The organism is Candidatus Limnocylindria bacterium (assembly GCA_036523395.1).
Classification (GTDB): Bacteria; Chloroflexota; Limnocylindria; order P2-11E; family P2-11E; genus CF-39.
Genome location: DATDEH010000115.1, coordinates 1 through 17,630, shown reverse-complemented (window position 1 = coordinate 17,630; position 17,630 = coordinate 1). Strand labels below are relative to the sequence as shown.

Sequence of the window (17,630 nt, the reverse complement as noted above, 5' to 3'; positions counted from 1 at the left end):
GCAGTGCGTCGTGCAGCTGCGCGTCGAGGCGCAGGAGATAGGCCTTCTTCTCTGCCACGGCCCGATCTAGGTGTACAGGCTGCCCGTGTTCACGACTGGCTGCGTGTTCTGCTCGCTGCAGAGGACGACGAGCAGGTTGCTCACCATCGCGGCCTTCCGCTCCTCGTCGAGCTCGACCACGCTCCGCTTAGACAGCTCCGCCAGCGCCATCTCGACCATCCCAACCGCACCTTCGACGATGGTGGTGCGCGCCGCGACGACCGCGCTCGCCTGCTGGCGGCGCAGCATCGCCTGCGCGATCTCCGGCGCGTACGCCAGGTGCGACAGGCGCGCCTCGATGACCTCGATGCCGGCCTTCGCGAGACGGTCCTGCACCTCGCTGCGGAGACGACCGGTGATCTCGTCGCTGCTGGTGCGCAATGAGAGCCGGTCGCTCTGGTGCGAGTCGTACGCATAGCTGGTCGCGAGATTGCGGACGGCGGCTTCCGTCTGGACCTTGACATAGTTCTCGTAGTTGTCGACCTGGAACACCGCCTCGGCCGTGTCAGTGACGCGCCACACCACGATCGAAGCGATCTCGATCGGGTTGCCGTCGTGATCATTCACCTTAAGGTGCGTGCTTTCGAAGTTGCGCACGCGCTGGGACACCTTGCGTCTGGGCATCGTGAACGGGTTGGTCCACCAGAAGCCCGGCTTGTTCACCGTGCCGACGTAGTTGCCGAACAGCTGGAGCACCTGCGCCTCGTTCGGGCTGACGACGAGGAATCCGCCAAAGCAGATGCCGACTGCGACGATCGCGAGGATGTCCAGGACGATCAAGGGAAAGGGCGCCCGCTCAAAGATCAGGGCAAACAGCGCGGCGATCGTGACCAACTCCAGGACTACCAGGAACAGGAACGTGATCAGACCCGGTGCGATGAACGCTGGCTTCTCGCGGATCATGTCTTGCCTCCCCTAAATGTGAATTACGCGACGCTGCACATGTAGACAGCCTCTTCCTCTCGAAGTTGAGGACCACGATTCCGAAACCCTTGCTCCTCCCGATGCGCGGCGGTGGCCTCTGGATAGCGCTGCATCAGGATCCAGATCAGCTGACCGTTCCGGCTGCGATTCGACTCCGTCGACTCGCGGTCAAGTTCTTCGAGGAGCCAGGTCGGGACGCGCGTCAGCACCGCCGAGAACCCCGATGTGCTGCGTTCCATGTTTGGCGCCCAGGCGCGAGCGCTGTTGTGACGGACGCAGACAGGCTGCACGTCGAGCCAGTGTTCGCGGGCATAACCGAGGTGATGGTCGTAGTTAGTCGCTATCGCGCCACAGTCGGCGCACCTCAAGGTCGTTGGGTGCGGCAGCTTGCCTTGTTTGATCGCTTGCCCGACGGCCGCACTTGCGCGCGGATCACTCAATCCCGCCTCCTGGATACCACTTTTGGTCAATGTTATCACGATGCAATCATAACGTCAAGCACGTCACCATCTTCGTGAACCTGCGCGTGCCGCGTCGCGGGAAGAGCGATGCGACGCGGTGATGCTTGCCAGCCCGCAGGGCGGTCGGTAGGCTCGCCCGCGGTCAGACAACCGCGTAGGGGAGGAGCACATGGACGAGAACAACGGCGCGGAACGCCGCTACCGGCTCACGAGACGGCAATTCCTCGCGGCGTCGTCCGCGGCAGCGGCGATCGCGGCCTGCGGCCCCGCGGCGACGCCCAACCCGAGCGGAGCGGCGACCGTCGAGCCGACCGCGTCGCCCGGTCCGGCGCTCAAGATCGGCCAGCTTCTGCCGTTCACGAAGGTGTATGCGGAGCTCGGGAACTCCATGAAGCGCGCGACGGACCTCTACCTGAAGCAGAAGGGCAATAAGCTCGCCAACCGCCCGGTGACCGTCGTCTACGAGGACGAGGCGAACGACCCGGTGGTCGGCGCTCAGAAGACGCAGAAGTTCATCGACTCGGATCGTGTCGATCTGATGATGGGCATCGTCGCGACGCCGATCGCCTACGCGGTCCGCAACGCGATCGATGCGGCGAAGCTCATCTTCATCGAGACGAACGCCGGCGGGAACGCGCTCACGCGCACGACGACCAACTGCACGCCATCCTGCAAGAGCAAGTACATCTTCCGCACCTCGTTCAGCTCGTACCAGATCAGCTACCCGATCGGCGAGTACTTCGCGACGCAGAAGGGCGTGAAGGAGGTCTTCACGTTCGTCGCCGACTACGGGTTCGGCAACGAGTCGGCCGCCGACTTCACGAGCGGCTTCACGAAGGGCGGCGGGAAGATCACCGGTGGGCTCAAGGCACCGCTGGGGAGCGCCGACTTCCTCCCCTATGTGACGCAGATCAAGGCGCAGAACACGAAGGACATCTACTCCTTCTTCTCCGGCACTGATGCGATCAACTACATCAAGGCGTGGACGCAGCTCGGCATGCCGGCGGCCGGCTACAAGATGAACGGCGCCGGATTCCTCACCGAGCAGGACGTGCTCAAGGAAGTGAAGGAGCAGGCGAACGGCGCCACGACGTCGCTGTTCTGGGCCGTGACGCTCGACAACGCTGAGAACAAGGCCTTCGTCGACGCGTATCAGAAGGAGTACAGCCTGCTGCCCGACGTCTTCGCGGTCCAGGCGTGGGACGGGATGCAGGCAGTCGACCTTGCACTCCAGGCAGTGAAGGGCGACACCTCGAACAAGGACGCGTTCATCGCGGCGCTCGAGAGCGTGAAGTTCAAGAGCCCGCGCGGCGACTTCGAGTTCGACAAGGAAACCCACAACCCGATCCAGGACATGTACATCCGCGAGGTGAAAGTGCAGAGCGGCCAGGCCGTCAACACGATCGTTGGCAAGGTCGCTCGCGTGACCGATCCGGGCAAATAACCTTCCGGGATGACTCCCGAGACGGCGGTCGTGCAGGCGCTGAACGGGATCTCGTTCGGCGCCTTGCTCTTCATACTGGCCGCGGGCCTCTCGCTCATCTTCGGGATGATGGACGTCGTCAACCTCGCGCACGGCGCGTTCTACATGCTCGGCGCGTACATCACGCTCAGCGTCGTGCAGCGGACCGGACAGTTCTGGCTCGCGCTCGTGCTTGCACCAGTCCTCATCGGAGCGCTCGGACTGCTCATGGAGCCGCTGTTGCTCCGGCGCTTACGCGGTCGGCATCTGGATCAGGTCCTTCTGACCATCGGCGTGTCGCTTGTGATCGCCGACCTCATCGGCCTCACCTGGGGTCGCGAGATCCGCTCGGTCCCGTTCCCGGCCGGACTCGATCACGCGATCACGATCCTGGGCGGTGACTACCCGGTGTACCGGCTCTTCGTGATCGCCTTCGGCGCCGCGCTCGCTGTCGTCCTTGCGATCGTGCACCGTCGCACGCGTGTCGGCGCGCTCATCCGCGCCGGCGTGCAGGACGCCCCGATGCTCGCAGCGCTCGGCGTCGACATCGACCGGCTCTTCGCGGTGACGTTCGCGATCGGCGCAGCGCTCGCCGGCCTCGCCGGCGTCATCGCCGCGCCCGTATTTGGCATCTACCCGGGCATGGACGTCGACTACCTCATCTACTCGCTCGTCGTGGTCGTCGTCGGAGGACTCGGAACGCTGTCCGGCGCCGTCGCCGGCAGCGCGCTCATCGGACCGGCGGACACGTTCGGCAAAGTGCTCGTCCCGCAGTTCGCGCTCGCGCTGATCTTCGCGATCATGGCGCTCGTCCTCCTGCTGCGCCCGACCGGTCTGCTCGGGCGTATCCGGATCGCGCGTTGAGCGGCGTCTTCGCCCGCGTGCGCATCTTGCCTCTTCTCGCCGTGTTCGCCGCCGCGGCGCTGCTGGTCACCTTCCCGATCTGGTCGGCGCCGTGGGAGGGATCGCGCTACGCGACGAGCATCCTGCGCGACATGCTCGTGCTCGCGATCCTCGCGCTCTCGCTCGACCTGCTCGTCGGCTCCGCGGGCATGCCATCCCTCGGACAGTCGGCGTATTTCGGTGCCGGCGCGTATGCCGCGGCGATCGCCGGGCAGCGTCTCGGCAGCGACGACCTGCTCCTCGGCCTCGGTGCGGCGATCCTCGTCTCATCGCTGCTCGCGCTCGCGATCGGCGCCGTGGCTGTCCGGGCCGCGGGGATCTTCTTCCTCATGCTCACGCTCGCCTTCGCGCAGATGGTCTTCGCTGTCGCGTTCCAAGCCGTCGACATCACCGGAGGATCGAATGGCTTCTCCGGCGTGCGCCGGCCGATGCTCTTCGGCCTCGACTTCAACGGACCCGACGCCCTCTTCCATCTCGTCGCGGTCATCTTCCTCGTCGTGCTCCTCATCGTGTGGCGCATCCGCTCGTCCACCTACGGCCGGGCCCTCGTCGGTTTGCGTGAGAACGAGCGGCGTATGCGCGCGCTCGGCTACGACACCACGCGCCTCAAGCTCTCTGCATTCGTGCTCGCCGGTGCGATCGCCGGCGTCGGCGGTGCGCTGCAGGCGTACTCGCTCCGCTTCGTGTCGACGAACGACGTTGGGGTCGCGAGATCGGTGGAGGCGTTCGTGTCGGTCCTCATCGGCGGGGCGAGCTCGCTTCTCGGGCCAGTGGTGGGAGCGATCGTCGTGCTGTTCATCGAACGGGTGATGCCGTCGTACATCGCGTTCGCCGAAACAGTGCTCGGCCTGGTGTTCATCATCTTCGTGCTCGCGGCCCGGCAGGGGATCGTCGGCCTGGCCCGCGTCGCGTACGCGCGGGCGCGCGCATGATCGAGACGAGCGAGCTTCGCCGCGAATTCGGCGGCATCAAGGCGCTCGCCGGCGTGTCCCTGAAGGTCGCCGAGGGCGAGCGGCGCGCGATCATCGGTCCGAACGGCGCGGGGAAGACGACGCTGTTCAACGTGCTGACCGGCGAGCTCGAGCCCACCTCGGGTGAGGTGCGGCTCGCCGGTGAGAACGTGACGGGCCGGCGGCCGCACGAACTGGCACGTCGCGGCGTCGCGCGCATGTATCAACGGAACGAGCTCTTCGATCCGCTTTCGGCGCGCGACAACGTTGCGATCGCCGTCGCCGCAGCTGCCGGTCCGTACCGTCCGTTCACGTCTCCACCGAAGAGCGAACGCGTCGCGGCCGACGACCTCTTGGAACGCGTGGGCCTCGGCGCGCGCGCTGCGACACCGGCTCACGCGCTCTCGCACGGCGAGCGGCGGCAGCTCGAGCTCGCGGTCGCGCTCGCGCGGCGCCCGCGCGTGCTGCTTCTTGACGAGCCGACGGCCGGCATGTCCCCGGCCGAGACCGGCCGCATCACCGAGCTCATCGCATCGCTCGATCGGTCGCTCACGCTCGTCATCGTCGAGCACGACATGGACGTCGTGTTCCGGCTCGCCGAGCGCATCACCGTCCTTCACGAGGGCCGCGTCATCGCCGAAGGCACGCCGGTGCAGGTCCGTGGAGATACGCTCGTGAACGAGGTCTACCTCGGGAAGGTGGTCGCATGACGCTCGCGGTGCGCGACCTGCACGCCTACTACGGCGAGAGTCATGTCCTGCAAGGTGTGTCGCTCGACGTTGCGGACGGCGAGTCCGTCGCGCTGCTCGGCCGGAACGGCGCGGGGAAGACCACGACCATCAACGCGATCGTCGGGTTCGTCCGCCCGCGCGGCGGCACCGTCCGTGTCGGCGACCGCGACGTCACCGCGAAAGCGCCGCACCACGTCGCGGCCGCCGGTGTCGCGCTCGTCCCGCAGGGTCGGCGCGTGTTCGCCGACCTCACCGTCCTCGAGAACCTCACCATCGCGGCGCGCTCGAACGGAGGTGAATGGGATCTCGCGCGAGTTGTACAGCTGTTCCCGTCGCTCCAGCGGCGTCTGGGCAATCGCGGAGACGAGCTCTCGGGCGGCGAGCAGCAGATGGTCGCGATCGGGCGGGCCCTCCTTCGGGACCCGGTCCTGCTTCTGCTCGACGAGCCGTCGGAAGGCCTCGCGCCGAAGCTCGTCACCGAGGTCGGTGACGCGCTGGTCCGTCTGCGCGAGAGCGGACTCGCGCTCCTGCTCGTCGAGCAGAATCTCGCGCTCGCGACGCGCGTGGCGCAGCGCGTCTACGTGATGAACAAGGGCACCATCGTCTTCTCGGGCACGCCGGCCGAGCTAGCGGCAGCGGGCGATGTCGAAGCCAGGTACCTGGGGGTCTGATGCAGCCCACGCTCGATCCGCGTACGTTGCCCGGCGCCGGCGACGACATGCCGCTCATGGATGAGGCGCTGGCCGAGGCGCGTGCCGCGGCCGCGCACGATGACGTGCCGATCGGCGCGGTGATCGTCCGTGGCGGCACGGTCATCGCGCGCGGGCACAACCGCCGCGAGGTCGAACACGATCCAACGGCGCACGCCGAGGTCATCGCGCTACGCGCGGCCGGCATCACCCTCGGCCGATGGCGACTCAGCGACACGGCGCTGTACGCCACGGTCGAGCCGTGCGCGATGTGCGCCGGCGCGATCGTGCTCGCGCGCGTGCCGCTCGTGGTATTCGGCGCGCCGGACGACAAAGCCGGAGCCGTGGTCTCGGTGGCGCAGCTGTTCGAGGAGCCCAAGCTGAATCACCATCCGAAGTGGCGGCTCGGTGTGCGCCGCGCCGAGAGCGAGGCATTGCTGCGCGAGTTCTTCTCGACTCATCGCGGTGTGCCGTCCGCGTGATCCACGCGGAGCTGTTCGGGCCAGCTGCAGTTCGCAGTCGCGCTCATCCTCGTGGCGCGATCAGGACTCATCAGCCAAGCGTGACGTCGCGGGTCCGCAGTCGCCAAAGAGCGAGCGCCACGAACAGGACGATGTAGGCGGTGAGTACGATCGCGGCTTGTCCCTGACTCGGCAGAGTGCCGAACCCCGGATCGGGAGAGGCGCTCGTTGTGACAGCTAATCGTGTCAGCGCGCTCACGTTCCGGCTCAGGCCGTAGTTCACGATGTTGGCGAACTCCCGATTGAGCGACACGAGCAGCTGCGCGACGACACCTTCAGTGAAGTAGACGACCAAGCCCGCCGCGATCCCCGCGCCGGCGGAGCGCACCCAGAGCGCGATGAGTGCCGCAAGCGCCAAGTACGGCAGGAACGTGTAGTACCCGCGCGCCGCGGCGTTCGCGATCGCACCGAGGTCAAGTCCGCTCGGGTCTGCGGCCGCGATGGTCGTTGCGACGTAGCTTCCGACGATCGCCGCCACGACGCCGAGGAACATGAACAGCACGGCAAACAGCGCGATCGACAGGAGCTTCGCGCCGAGGAATGTCGAGCGGCCCGCGCCGTGTGCGAGCAGGGTGCGGAGAGTGCCCCAGCCGAACTCCGCGCCAACATGACTCGCCGCGAACACGATGAGCATGACGCTGCCGAGGCCGCTCACGAGCGAAACGCCGAACGTCTGAATGCGGTCCGGGCGCATCTCTCGCAGCACTTCGTTCATCGCTTCCTCGGCGCCGGGCTGCCGAGGAATGGCGCCGCTGCGCACGGCCTGCAGTTGCGCCTGCGCGCTCACATAGACCAAGACGTAGAACCCGGCGCCCGCCAGGATGATGAGCAGCAAGAGGATCCACGGCATCCAGCGGCGCCGCAGCCGGTAGACCTCGCTACGAAGGAGCCGGAGCATCGCTTCCCGATTCGGTGAGCTCGAGGAAGACATCCTCGAGCGAGCTCGTGCGTGGAACGATCGCGCTCGCGTAGATGCCGACTGTGGCGAGGGCACGGTTCAGCTCGGCGCCGCGACCGGCGTCGGCGACGACCTCGAGGCCCGAAGGTGTCTCGCGCGTCTCCGTCACTCCCGGCAGCGCTCGCAGCGCGGCCGACGCTCGGCCGATGTCCGGCACCGTGACCTCGTAGTAGCTACCGCGATGCGCGACGTCGGCGATCGTGCCGCTCGCGATGAGCTTGCCCTTCTTGATGACGACCACACGGTCACACACCTGCTCGACCTCATGAAGAAGGTGGCTCGCGAGCAGGATGCCGCGCCCTTCGTTCGCCAGTTCCTTGATGAGCTCGCGGATCTCGCGCTGGCCCGCGGGATCGAGTCCATTGGCCGGCTCGTCGAGGATGACCAGGGCGGGATCTCCCAGCAGCGTTGACGCGATCCCGAGGCGCTGGCGCATACCGAGCGAATATGTGCGGAACTTCGATCCACCGCGCGCCGCAAGCCCGAGTCGCGTGAGAACGGGGTCCACGCGAGCAAGCGCTCCGTCGCTGTGCAGCAGCGCCACCGCGACGAGGTTGTCGCGGCCCGACAGGTAGGGATAGAAGGATGTGACCTCGAGCATTGCGCCGACGCTCGCGAGCGCCTTCTGCCGATGGGCGGCGACGTCATGCCCGAGCACCTGCGCGCTGCCCGCGGTCGGAGCGACCAGCCCGAGGACCATGCCGATGGTCGTGCTCTTGCCCGCGCCGTTCGGACCGAGCAGCCCAACGACCTCGCCACGCTTCACCTCGAGGTCGAGATGATCGACGGCGGTGAGCTCACCGAAACGCTTGGTCAGCCCTTCCGTGCGGAGGACGGCGTCTTCAGCCACGTCGCGAGCATAGGACGGTGCGGCTATCCTGAGGCCGTGCCAGATCTCGCGCAGATCGCTCGCGCACTCGTCGCTCCGGGCAAGGGCATCCTCGCAGCGGACGAGAGCACGAGCACCATCAAGAGACGTTTCGACACGATCGGCGTCGAGAACACCGAGGACAACCGCCGCGCGTATCGCGAGCTGCTCTTCCGCGCGCCTGGCATCGCCGACTACATCAGCGGCGTGATCCTCTACGACGAGACGATCCGGCAGAAAGCTGCCGACGGGTCGCCACTGGTGAAGATCCTGAAGGACCAGGGGATCCATCCCGGGATCAAGGTCGACCTCGGCGCGAAGCCACTCCCATTCGCTCCGGGCGAGGTCGTCACCGAGGGCCTCGACGGTCTGCGCGAACGGCTCGCTGAGTACAAGGGACTCGGCGCGGTGTTCAGCAAGTGGCGCGCGGTCATCACCATCGACGGCGACAACATCCCGTCCGACACCTGCATCCGCGTGAACGCGCACGCTCTCGCGCGCTACGCCGCCCTGAGCCAAGAGGCCGGCATCGTCCCGATCGTCGAGCCCGAGGTCCTCATGGACGGCACCCACTCGATCGAGCGTTGCAACGAGGTCACCATCAAGACGCTGCGCACCGTGTTCATCCAACTGGCGGCGCAACGCGTGCGTACCGATGGGATGCTGCTCAAGCCGAACATGGTGCTGTCCGGCAAGGAGGCCGCGAAGCGCGCCTCGGCCGACGAGGTCGCCCGCTACACGGTGGAGTGCTTCCGGCAAACGGTGCCGGCCGCGGTCCCTGGCATCGTGTTCCTCTCCGGGGGCCAATCCGACGATGAGGCCACGGTGAACCTCGACGCGATCAACCGCTACGCGGCGAAGGTCCGCGCGCCGTGGACGCTGTCCTACTCGTATGGCCGCGGCCTGCAGGCCGCGCCGCAGAAGGCGTGGTCGGGGAAGACCGCGAACGTGACCGCGGCGCAGCGCGCGTTCCAGCATCGCGCGAAGCTCACATCCGCTGCAGCGCTCGGGAAATACTCGCCAGCGATGGAAAAGGAAGGCGCGACGGTCTAGCCGAAGCGCCCGCGCTCCAGCTCCACCGACTACGTCCCCGCCGGCTCGAACACCCCCGGCGGCCCCGCGCGTCCGCTCGCCGGGATCCGCGACACCAGCGTCACCGCGATGAATCCCAGGATCCCCGCGCTCACGAACATGAGGTGATAGTCGCCGAGGAGCACGCGGAAGAAGCCACCCGCGTACGCCGCGATCGCAGCGCCCACCATGTGCGAGAACCAGATCCAGCCGTACAGCGTGCCCACCGATGCGCGACCGAAGATCGTCGCAGTGAGGTTCACGGTCGGCGGCACCGTCGCGATCCAATCGAGGCCGTAGACCACCGCGAATAGGAGCAGGCCGCGAAGGTCGTAGATGAGCGGCAACGCGAACAGCGACATCGCGCGGAACCCGTAGTACGCCGCGAGCAGCTTGCGATTGTCGTAGCGATCGGTAAGCCAACCGGACGCGAGGGTGCCGACGATGTTCAGCGCGCCGAGCAACGCAACGGCGCCCGCGGCCGCCACCTCGGTGAATCCGTGCTCGACAGCGTGGGGGATGAGGTGCGTCCCGATGAGGCCATTCGATGTGTAGCCGCAGACGAAGAAGCTCATCGCGAGAAGCCAGAACTCGCGGCGCCGCACCGCTTCGCGCAGCGGTGTCCGACGAGCGTCGTCCGCCTTCTCTGCCGCGGTGAGCGTCGCGCCCTCGCCGACGGCGCGTTGCCCGACATCGCTGGGCCGGTCGCGCATGAGGAGCACGAGCGGCACGATGGCAACTGCCGCCGCACCAAGAAGGAGCGCGATCGCGGCACGCCAGCCGACAGCCACGGTCAATGCGGCCATGGCGGGAACGAAGACGAGCTGGCCGGCGGAGGTTGCGCCGCCGAAGAGCCCGACGATCAGCCCGCGATGGGTGCGGAACCAGCGCTGCGCTATCGCCGCGCTCGCGACCTGTCCCGCCGCGCCCGTGCCTAGGCCGATCACGATTCCCCAGACCACGTATAGCTGCCACAACTCGCGGATGTTGATGAGCGCGAAGAGGCCGGCGGCGATCAGGAGGACGCCGCCGGTGAGAAGGCGCCGCGGCCCGAAACGCTCGAGCAGCCAGCCACCGAGCGGTCCACCGAGGCCGAACGCGAGCAGCGACACGCCGACCGCGAGCGAGATCGCCGCGCGATCCCAGCCGAACTCCTGCTCGAGCGGAACGATGATGACGCCGGGTGCCGCGCGCACCGCCTGTGCCGCCATGAGCGTGACGAGCGTCACCGCGACGATCACCCATGCGTAATGGAAGCGGCGGACCTGCATCGGCACTTCGAGTCTACGGAACGCCTAGCCCATAAACTTCATTCCGGAGAGGTGTCCGAGTGGTTGATGGTGCCGCTCTCGAAAAGCGGTAGGCGAAAGCCTCGCGGGTTCGAATCCCGCCCTCTCCGCTGATGGAACCGCGGGTGACCCTCATCACCCTGGGCGTCGAGGATCTGCGACGATCGCTGTCCTTTCACGCCCGCGGAGCTCATCGCTCCCATAATTCACGACGGGAGAGGTCGCATAGTGGCCGAGTGCGCCCGCTTGGAAAGCGGGTAGCCGAAAGGCTCGCGGGTTCGAATCCCGCCCTCTCCGCTGAGTGGCTACTGAGCGCGACCGTGTGCTCGTCTTCGACGTCAACGAGACGCTGCTCGATCTTGGCGCGCTCGATCCTCACTTCGCGCGCGTTTTCGGCGACGCGGCCGTCCGCCGCGAGTGGTTCGCGACGATGCTGCAGTCCGCGCTTCTCCTGACCGTGACCGGCCCGTACTTCGATTTCGGTTCGCACTTCCGCGCCGCGCTCGCGCTCACCGCGGAGAAGCGAGGCGTGACCGTCTCCGAGGCGGACGAGAAGGCGATCCTCGGAGAAGTCCGCCGGCTTCCCGCGCACCCCGACGTGCGCGAGAGCCTCACGCGGCTTCGCGCCGCCGGATTCCGTGTCGCCGCGCTCACGAATTCGACCGGTCAGGTCGAGGAGGCCCAGCTCTCGAACGCCGGCATCCGCGACCTCTTCGATGAGGCGCTGACCGCGGACGATGCCAAGCGGCTCAAGCCTGCGCCCGAGGCGTACGCGGCCGCCGCGCGCAACCTCGGCGTCCCGCTGGATCGCATCCGCCTCATCGCGGCGCACGCGTGGGATGTGGCCGGCGCGATGCGTGCCGGCTGCGCGGCCGCGTTCGTCGCGCGGCCGGGCGCGCTATGGAATCCGCTGCTCGAGAAGCCCGACGTATGGGGGAAGGATCTGCGCGAGGTTGCGGATCAGATCATCGCCCGAGACAGCTAGCCGATACCATGGTGGTGGTCGTGCTAGGCGGGGAGCTAGCGGTGCCCTGTACCCGCAATCCGCTCTAGCGGGGCTGAATTCCCTCCCAAGGTCCGGCGTCGCGGGTCCTGCGTGCGTCGCGTGGCGTTGACGGTCGGGTCCTGTGCAGCGTCGGTCCGTGAACCCCGTCAGATCCGGAAGGAAGCAGCGGTAAGCGGTCGCCGTCGCGTGCCGCAGGCAAGCCTGATCTGAGCTGCGCGCGTGTGCGTGTTCGTGATGTCCGTGATCGACGGAGGGTGCACGGCCAGTCTTTCCTTTGGAATGTCGTTGTCCTCGCGCGGCGGGTCGCACCTCTCTAGAGTTGACCTGTGCCCGAAAGCTCTGCCCTCTATCGCCGCTATCGGCCGCAGACCTTCGCCGCCATCGTCGGACAGGAGCACGTCACCCGCACGCTGAAGAACGCGATCGGCGCCGGTCAGGTCGCGCACGCATATCTCCTGGCCGGCTCGCGCGGCATCGGCAAGACGACCATCGCGCGCCTTATCGCGAAAGCCGTGAACTGCACGAAGGCGAAGGACGGCGAGCCCTGCGATCGCTGCGAGAACTGCACCGCGATCCGTGAGGGAACCTTCCTCGATCTCATCGAGATCGACGCCGCATCCAATCGCGGTATCGACGAGATGCGCGACCTGCGCGACAAAGTGCGCTTCGCTCCGTCGCAGGGCCAGTACAAGGTCTATGTCATCGACGAGGCGCACCAACTGACGAGCGAGGCCTTCAACGCACTGCTCAAGACGCTGGAAGAGCCACCGCCGCACGTGATCTTCGTCCTCGCGACGACCGAGTCGGGAAAGATCCCCGCGACGATCGTGTCGCGCACGCAGCGCTTCGACCTGCGACGCATCCCGTACAAGGGGGTCGTCGCGCAGCTCGCGAAGATCTGCGAGCAGGAGGGCCTGAAGGCCGAGCCTGCGGCGCTCGAGGCGATCGCGCGTCATGCGCAGGGCTCGCTCCGCGACGCGGAGAGCGTCCTCGACATGGTCGCGGCGTTCTCCGAGGGCGGCGTGAAGCTCGCCGACGTCGACGAGCTGCTCGGTGTCTCCGAGTGGGAAGAGACCTCGGCGCTCTTCGACGCGCTCGCGGCGAACGACGGCGCCGCCGGTGTCCGCATCGTGGGGAGGCTCGTCGATGAGGGGCGTGACCTGCGCCTCTTCGTGAAGCGCGCCATCGACCACACCCGCGCGCTCGTGCTCGTGAACGCGCAGGGCAAGCCGCCCGAGACAGCGAGCGAGGGCGTGGCCGCGAAGCTCGCGGAGCAAGCGCCGAAGTTCCCGCTGCCGCGGCTGGCGGCGATCGCGAAACGTCTCATCGAGACCGAGCAGCACCTAAAGACGAGCGAAGGCACGCCGCTGCCGCTGGAGCTCGCGATCCTCGATCTCGTGACCCAGCCGGGCGTGACCGGTCCGGCGACGCAGACGCCTCCGCGCCGTGAATCGTCCGCAGCACGCTCGTCGATCGCGCCGCCGGCGGACCGCGGCACCCCGACGCGGGCCCAGGCCCGCACGCCCGAGCGCTCGGGTGTGATCGACCTCGCCGCACGTCGCGCGCAGACCGGCACGCTCACGCTCGCAGACGTGCAGAAGGCGTGGGCGGAGATGGTCGCGCACGTGAAGGAGCAGAGCGTCGGCAAGGCATCGCAGCTCGTGAAGGCCGAGCCGGTCACGGTCGAGGGCAGCACCGTCGTGATCGGGTTCGACAACGACTTCGCGCGCGCCTACTGGCAGGACCGTTATCGCGTCGAGCTGGAGCAAGGACTCTCCGAACGACTGAGCCTCACCGTGCGGGTGCGCTGCGTCGTGCAGACGCTGCCCGCCGATGCGCCGTCGCCGGCCGAGGATCCGATGCTTCGCGCGGCGCTGGAAACATTCCGGCGTCCAGAACGGATCATGGAGATCGAGTGATGAAGAACATGGGCGACCTGCAGAAGATGGCTCGCGAGATGCAAGCGAACATGGCCAAAGCGCAGGAGGAGCTCGCGGCCGCGACCGTCGAGGGCACCGCAGGCGGCGGCGCCGTGGTCGTCGTGCTCACCGGGACGCAGGACGTGAGGTCGATCAAGATCCAGAAGGACGCGGTCGACCCCGACGACGTCGAGACTCTTCAAGACCTCGTCCTCGCGGCATTCACGGATGCGCTGAAGAAGTCGCGCGAGCTCGCCGCACAGCGGCTCGGCGGCGTGACCGGCGGTCTGAAGATCCCCGGTATGTGATGCCGAGCGCCCTCGCGCGCCCGCTCGCGCGTCTCATTGACGAGCTCTCGAAGCTCCCCGGCGTCGGACCCAAGACCGCGCAGCGGCTCGCGTATCACATCCTGCGCGCCCCGCTGCCGGATGCCGACGCGCTCGCGGCCGCTATCCGTTCGGTCAAGACCGATCTTCGCTACTGCTCGGTGTGCTTCAACATCGCGGAGGCCGACCCGTGCGTGATCTGCTCATCGGACGAGCGCGACGGCGGTGTCGTCTGCGTTGTCGAGGAGCCGCTCGACGTCCTCGCGATCGAGCGCACCGGTCAGTACAAGGGTCGCTACCACGTGCTGCACGGCGCGATATCCCCGGTCAACGGTGTCCGGCCCGATGATCTCAAGATCGCGCAGCTGGTCCAGCGGGTGCGCGCGGGCGGGATCGAGGAGCTCATCCTCGCGACCAATCCGAATCTCGAGGGTGAGGCGACGTCGATGTATGTCGCGCAGCTCTTGGCGGGGACCGGTGTGCGCGTCACGCGCCTGGCGCGCGGTCTCCCGATGGGCGGCGACCTCGAGTACGCCGACGAGGTGACGGTCAGCCGAGCGCTGGAGGGTCGACGGGCCCTCTAACGAGCAGCTCAGGCGCGTTCGGGTCGGCGATCGACCAGAGATGCTCCTGTGCTCGCACGTCATACGGGCAGTACGCCCACGAGCGTTCGTGGATCGTCATCGTGTCCGAGGGACGCTTCGCGGTGTGCTGGTGCTCGGGCTTGGTGCAGCGGTAGCGGATCAGTGGTGCTTTCATAGGTTCTTTCCCAACGCCGTTGTACGTCGCGTACCTCCCAGCATTTAAGGGCACGGTCGGCTTGCGTGATAGATGTACGTTTCGGAACGTATGACTGCGCCGGGGATCGGTCTCACCGCCAGGCAGGCCGAAGTGGTCGGGCTGGTCGCGCGGGGCCAGACGAACAAGGAGATCGCGGCGCGCCTCCGCGTATCACAGCGCGCGGTCTCGGCGCAGCTCAGCCGACTGATGCGCAAATTCGACGTTCCGAACCGGGCCGGTCTCATCGCCGCGGTGATGTCAGCCGCGGGCGTTGGACTCCCGGCGGGCACGGCGGGTCCCGCGAGGACCCTCGGTGCGCAGCTCCAGCTTGTGCCTGCTGACCTCGCGGGCGTCTACGAGAACGCGCCGTTCATGGTCGCCGTGTCGCTCGGTCCAAGCCACGTGTATTCGTTCGTGAATCGACTCGCGGCGCAAGTGGCCGGTCGCCCGGCTGACAGCCTGGTCGGTCGCAGCGTTCGCGAGGTCTACCCGGATCTCGATCCGCGTTTCGCGTCCGCGCTCGATCAGGTCTACGCGACGGGAACGCCCTGGGCGGCCGGCGACGCGGTCGTCGAGTGGACCCACCCCGATGGCAGCAGCCGCAAAGCGAAGGCGAACCTCATGTTCCAGCCGCTGCGCGACGCGGAAGGGCGTGTCGTCGGGCTCCTCCACATCGGCGCCGAGGGCGCGGAGGCCTGAAATCACAGGTAATGTGGCCGATGAGGCACCCACGCGGATTGACGGAGCCGAGCGCGGCTGGGTATGATGTGACTCCGCATCACGCCCGTAGGCCGAATTCCATTGGGAGGTCGGGGCACGATCTTTAACAGCTGAAGAGTGACAGGAACGCCAAGCGGTCTCGTTGATTTTTTGATCGAACTCGAAGCTTGAATGGACCGCCCGAAAGGGTGGTCTGATTTTTTGTCGGAGAGTTTGATCCTGGCTCAGGACAAACGCTGGCGGCGTGCATAAAACATGCAAGTCGGACGAGCCAATCCCCGCAAGGGGAAAGGCTAGTGGCGAACGGCTGAGTAACACGTAGGTGACCTGCCCTGAAGTGGGGGATAACGACTCGAAAGAGTCGCTAATACCGCATGTGACCACCGATCCGTTTTCGGTGCTCAAAGTCGTAAGACGCTTTAGGAGGGGCCTGCGGCGGATTAGCTAGTTGGTGAGGTAATGGCCCACCAAGGCTTCGATCCGTAGCTGGTCTGAGAGGATGGCCAGCCAGACTGGGACTGAGACACGGCCCAGACTCCTACGGGAGGCAGCAGTTAGGAATTTTGCGCAATGGGGGAAACCCTGACGCAGCCACGCCGCGTGCGGGATGAAGGCCTTCGGGTCGTAAACCGCCTTTCTCGAGGAAGACACCCGACGGTACTCGAGGCATAAGCAACGGCTAACTACGTGCCAGCAGCCGCGGTAATACGTAGGTTGCGAGCGTTGTCCGGATTTACTGGGCGTAAAGCGCACGCAGGCGGTTCCGAAAGTCGAATGTGAAAGCTCCTGGCCCAACTGGGAGAGGCCGTTCGAAACTTCGGGACTTGAAGGCGGGAGAGGCAGATGGAATTTCCGGTGTAGCGGTAAAATGCGTAGATACCGGAAGGAACACCAGTGGCGAAAGCGATCTGCTGGCCCGCCCTTGACGCTCAGGTGCGAAAGCTAGGGGAGCGACCGGGATTAGATACCCCGTTAGTCCTAGCCGTAAACAATGGGCACTAGGTGTTGTCGGTATCGACCCCGGCAGTGCCGAAGCTAACGCATTAAGTGCCCCGCCTGGGGAGTACGACCGCAAGGTTAAAACTCAAAGGAATTGACGGGGGCCCGCACAAGCAGCGGAGCGTGCGGTTTAATTCGATGGTACGCGAAGAACCTTACCCAGACTTGACATGCGAGTGGTAGGAACCTGAAAGGGAACCGACCCGCAAGGGAGCTCGTACAGGTGTTGCACGGCTGTCGTCAGCTCGTGTCGTGAGATGTTGGGTTAAGTCCCGCAACGAGCGCAACCCTCGGGGTCTGTTGTACCTCTCAGACCCGACTGCCGAGAGAAACTCGGAGGAAGGTGGGGATGACGTCAAGTCAGCGTGGCCTTTATGTCTGGGGCAACACGCACGCTACAATCGCCGGTCACAGCGGGTCGCGACAACGCAAGTTGAAGCTAATCCCTTAAAACCGGCGTCAGTTCAGATCGGAGGCTGCAACTCGCCTCCGTGAAGTCGGAGTTGCTAGTAACCGCAGGTCAGCACACTGCGGTGAATATGTTCCCGGGCCTTGTACACACCGCCCGTCACGTCATGGGAGTCGGTAACACCCGAAGCCGGTGGGCCAACCGCAAGGAGGCAGCCGTCGAAGGTGGGACCGGCGACTGGGACGAAGTCGTAACAAGGTAGCCGTACCGGAAGGTGCGGCTGGATCACCTCCTTTCTAGGGATACGTGTTCGGATCCTTCGGGATCTCGATCCAATCCCAGGTCGATCGTCGGAGCCTTAGAACTCGGACGAGACACTTCCAACGGAAGTGGTTCTTTCAACAAATGCGCGGAGGATCTCGACTCACGATCGATGCATCCGAAGCGGCAGCGAGACTCGCAGTGTTCCTGTCACTCTTCATCGGTTAACGATGTGCTCCGCCTGCCACGCATGGGCGCTTAGCTCAGCTGGTTAGAGCACTGCCCTGATAAGGCAGAGGTCTCTGGTTCGAGTCCAGAAGCGCCCACTCGCGCAGAGGACTCGA

At 66.3% G+C, this 17,630-nt stretch carries 18 protein-coding genes, 3 tRNA genes, 1 rRNA gene and 1 other RNA gene; 17 read left to right on the top strand and 6 right to left on the bottom strand.

Annotated features, from left to right (window positions below):
* Window positions 1–66: 66 nt before the first annotated feature.
* A complete protein-coding gene (locus VI056_14590) occupies window positions 67–942 on the bottom strand; it encodes an SPFH domain-containing protein (GenBank protein ID HEY6204248.1) in 876 nt (291 codons plus the stop codon).
* 23 nt (window positions 943–965) lie between these two features.
* Window positions 966–1,442 (bottom strand): hypothetical protein, encoded by a 477-nt coding sequence (locus VI056_14585; GenBank protein ID HEY6204247.1) that lies wholly within the window; start codon window positions 1,440–1,442, stop codon window positions 966–968.
* 151 nt (window positions 1,443–1,593) lie between these two features.
* Between VI056_14585 and VI056_14580 the strand changes: the two genes are divergently transcribed.
* Genes VI056_14580 through VI056_14555 form a run of 6 tightly spaced genes read left to right on the top strand, consistent with a single transcriptional unit; the run spans window position 1,594 to window position 6,641 of the window.
* Window positions 1,594–2,868 (top strand): ABC transporter substrate-binding protein, encoded by a 1,275-nt coding sequence (locus VI056_14580; protein HEY6204246.1) that lies wholly within the window; start codon window positions 1,594–1,596, stop codon window positions 2,866–2,868.
* Window positions 2,869–2,877: 9 nt separating this feature from the next.
* Window positions 2,878–3,750 carry a branched-chain amino acid ABC transporter permease gene (locus VI056_14575; protein HEY6204245.1) on the top strand — a complete coding sequence of 291 codons (873 nt, stop codon included), beginning with the start codon at window positions 2,878–2,880 and terminating at the stop codon, window positions 3,748–3,750.
* Window positions 3,747–4,721, top strand: coding sequence for a branched-chain amino acid ABC transporter permease (locus tag VI056_14570; GenBank protein HEY6204244.1), 975 nt, complete (start codon window positions 3,747–3,749; stop codon window positions 4,719–4,721). Before VI056_14575 ends, VI056_14570 begins: the two co-directional genes overlap by 4 nt.
* A complete protein-coding gene (locus tag VI056_14565) occupies window positions 4,718–5,449 on the top strand; it encodes an ABC transporter ATP-binding protein (GenBank protein ID HEY6204243.1) in 732 nt (243 codons plus the stop codon). Before VI056_14570 ends, VI056_14565 begins: the two co-directional genes overlap by 4 nt.
* Window positions 5,446–6,141, top strand: coding sequence for an ABC transporter ATP-binding protein (locus VI056_14560; GenBank protein HEY6204242.1), 696 nt, complete (start codon window positions 5,446–5,448; stop codon window positions 6,139–6,141). The genes VI056_14565 and VI056_14560 overlap by 4 nt, the downstream gene beginning before the upstream one ends.
* Window positions 6,141–6,641, top strand: a complete 501-nt coding sequence (locus VI056_14555; GenBank protein HEY6204241.1) for a nucleoside deaminase — start codon at window positions 6,141–6,143, stop codon at window positions 6,639–6,641. The genes VI056_14560 and VI056_14555 overlap by 1 nt, the downstream gene beginning before the upstream one ends.
* Before the next feature lie 70 nt (window positions 6,642–6,711).
* On the opposite strand, the gene VI056_14550 is transcribed toward VI056_14555, so the two are convergent.
* Together VI056_14550 and VI056_14545 are read right to left on the bottom strand one after the other, a co-directional pair.
* Window positions 6,712–7,578: an ABC transporter permease gene (locus VI056_14550; GenBank protein HEY6204240.1), complete on the bottom strand. Its 867-nt coding sequence runs from the start codon at window positions 7,576–7,578 to the stop codon at window positions 6,712–6,714.
* Window positions 7,559–8,488: an ABC transporter ATP-binding protein gene (locus VI056_14545; protein HEY6204239.1), complete on the bottom strand. Its 930-nt coding sequence runs from the start codon at window positions 8,486–8,488 to the stop codon at window positions 7,559–7,561. The genes VI056_14550 and VI056_14545 overlap by 20 nt, the downstream gene beginning before the upstream one ends.
* A 36-nt stretch (window positions 8,489–8,524) precedes the next feature.
* Here VI056_14545 and VI056_14540 point away from each other — a divergent pair, with 36 nt between their 5' ends.
* The gene (locus tag VI056_14540) at window positions 8,525–9,559 is read left to right on the top strand and encodes a class I fructose-bisphosphate aldolase (protein ID HEY6204238.1); all 1,035 of its coding nucleotides are present in this window, start codon (window positions 8,525–8,527) and stop codon (window positions 9,557–9,559) included.
* Window positions 9,560–9,588: 29 nt separating this feature from the next.
* Here VI056_14540 and VI056_14535 read toward each other — a convergent pair whose 3' ends face one another.
* Complete coding sequence (locus VI056_14535) at window positions 9,589–10,848, bottom strand: MFS transporter (GenBank protein HEY6204237.1); 1,260 nt, start codon at window positions 10,846–10,848, stop codon at window positions 9,589–9,591.
* Window positions 10,849–10,893: 45 nt separating this feature from the next.
* On the opposite strand from VI056_14535, the gene VI056_14530 reads away from it, so the two are divergent.
* The 7 genes from VI056_14530 (at window position 10,894) to recR (ending at window position 14,701) form a co-directional block, all read left to right on the top strand.
* Window positions 10,894–10,976, top strand: a tRNA-Ser gene (locus tag VI056_14530).
* Window positions 10,977–11,080: 104 nt separating this feature from the next.
* Window positions 11,081–11,163 (top strand) — tRNA-Ser (locus tag VI056_14525).
* Window positions 11,164–11,167: 4 nt separating this feature from the next.
* Window positions 11,168–11,851: a haloacid dehalogenase type II gene (locus VI056_14520; protein ID HEY6204236.1), complete on the top strand. Its 684-nt coding sequence runs from the start codon at window positions 11,168–11,170 to the stop codon at window positions 11,849–11,851.
* Window positions 11,852–11,869: 18 nt separating this feature from the next.
* Window positions 11,870–12,134: signal recognition particle sRNA large type (gene ffs / locus VI056_14515), an RNA gene on the top strand.
* A 64-nt stretch (window positions 12,135–12,198) separates the two neighbouring features.
* Window positions 12,199–13,791, top strand: coding sequence for a DNA polymerase III subunit gamma/tau (dnaX, locus tag VI056_14510; protein ID HEY6204235.1), 1,593 nt, complete (start codon window positions 12,199–12,201; stop codon window positions 13,789–13,791).
* On the top strand, window positions 13,791–14,099 hold the full coding sequence (locus VI056_14505; GenBank protein ID HEY6204234.1) for a YbaB/EbfC family nucleoid-associated protein: 309 nt from the start codon (window positions 13,791–13,793) through the stop codon (window positions 14,097–14,099). The genes dnaX and VI056_14505 overlap by 1 nt, the downstream gene beginning before the upstream one ends.
* Window positions 14,099–14,701: a recombination mediator RecR gene (gene recR / locus VI056_14500; protein HEY6204233.1), complete on the top strand. Its 603-nt coding sequence runs from the start codon at window positions 14,099–14,101 to the stop codon at window positions 14,699–14,701. The genes VI056_14505 and recR overlap by 1 nt, the downstream gene beginning before the upstream one ends.
* Here recR and VI056_14495 read toward each other — a convergent pair.
* Complete coding sequence (locus VI056_14495; GenBank protein ID HEY6204232.1) at window positions 14,667–14,876, bottom strand: hypothetical protein; 210 nt, start codon at window positions 14,874–14,876, stop codon at window positions 14,667–14,669. The genes recR and VI056_14495 overlap by 35 nt on opposite strands.
* A gap of 90 nt (window positions 14,877–14,966) precedes the next feature.
* Between VI056_14495 and VI056_14490 the strand changes: the two genes are divergently transcribed.
* From VI056_14490 to VI056_14480, 3 genes are all read left to right on the top strand, one after another.
* The gene (locus tag VI056_14490) at window positions 14,967–15,596 is read left to right on the top strand and encodes a LuxR C-terminal-related transcriptional regulator (GenBank protein HEY6204231.1); all 630 of its coding nucleotides are present in this window, start codon (window positions 14,967–14,969) and stop codon (window positions 15,594–15,596) included.
* A gap of 222 nt (window positions 15,597–15,818) precedes the next feature.
* Window positions 15,819–17,321, top strand: a 16S ribosomal RNA gene (locus VI056_14485).
* Window positions 17,322–17,538: 217 nt separating this feature from the next.
* Window positions 17,539–17,612: transfer RNA gene (locus VI056_14480), tRNA-Ile, on the top strand.
* Window positions 17,613–17,630 lie beyond the last annotated feature (18 nt).

Coding starts and splice junctions, on each gene's coding strand:
- VI056_14590 (HEY6204248.1), bottom strand. CDS start 942: ATGATCCGCGAGAAGCCAGCGTTCATCGCACCGGGTCTGATCACGTTC.
- VI056_14580 (HEY6204246.1), top strand. CDS start 1,594: ATGGACGAGAACAACGGCGCGGAACGCCGCTACCGGCTCACGAGACGG.
- VI056_14575 (HEY6204245.1), top strand. CDS start 2,878: ATGACTCCCGAGACGGCGGTCGTGCAGGCGCTGAACGGGATCTCGTTC.
- VI056_14565 (HEY6204243.1), top strand. CDS start 4,718: ATGATCGAGACGAGCGAGCTTCGCCGCGAATTCGGCGGCATCAAGGCG.
- VI056_14560 (HEY6204242.1), top strand. CDS start 5,446: ATGACGCTCGCGGTGCGCGACCTGCACGCCTACTACGGCGAGAGTCAT.
- VI056_14555 (HEY6204241.1), top strand. CDS start 6,141: ATGCAGCCCACGCTCGATCCGCGTACGTTGCCCGGCGCCGGCGACGAC.
- VI056_14550 (HEY6204240.1), bottom strand. CDS start 7,578: ATGCTCCGGCTCCTTCGTAGCGAGGTCTACCGGCTGCGGCGCCGCTGG.
- VI056_14535 (HEY6204237.1), bottom strand. CDS start 10,848: ATGCAGGTCCGCCGCTTCCATTACGCATGGGTGATCGTCGCGGTGACG.
- VI056_14505 (HEY6204234.1), top strand. CDS start 13,791: ATGAAGAACATGGGCGACCTGCAGAAGATGGCTCGCGAGATGCAAGCG.
- recR (HEY6204233.1), top strand. CDS start 14,099: ATGCCGAGCGCCCTCGCGCGCCCGCTCGCGCGTCTCATTGACGAGCTC.
- VI056_14495 (HEY6204232.1), bottom strand. CDS start 14,876: ATGAAAGCACCACTGATCCGCTACCGCTGCACCAAGCCCGAGCACCAG.
- VI056_14490 (HEY6204231.1), top strand. CDS start 14,967: ATGACTGCGCCGGGGATCGGTCTCACCGCCAGGCAGGCCGAAGTGGTC.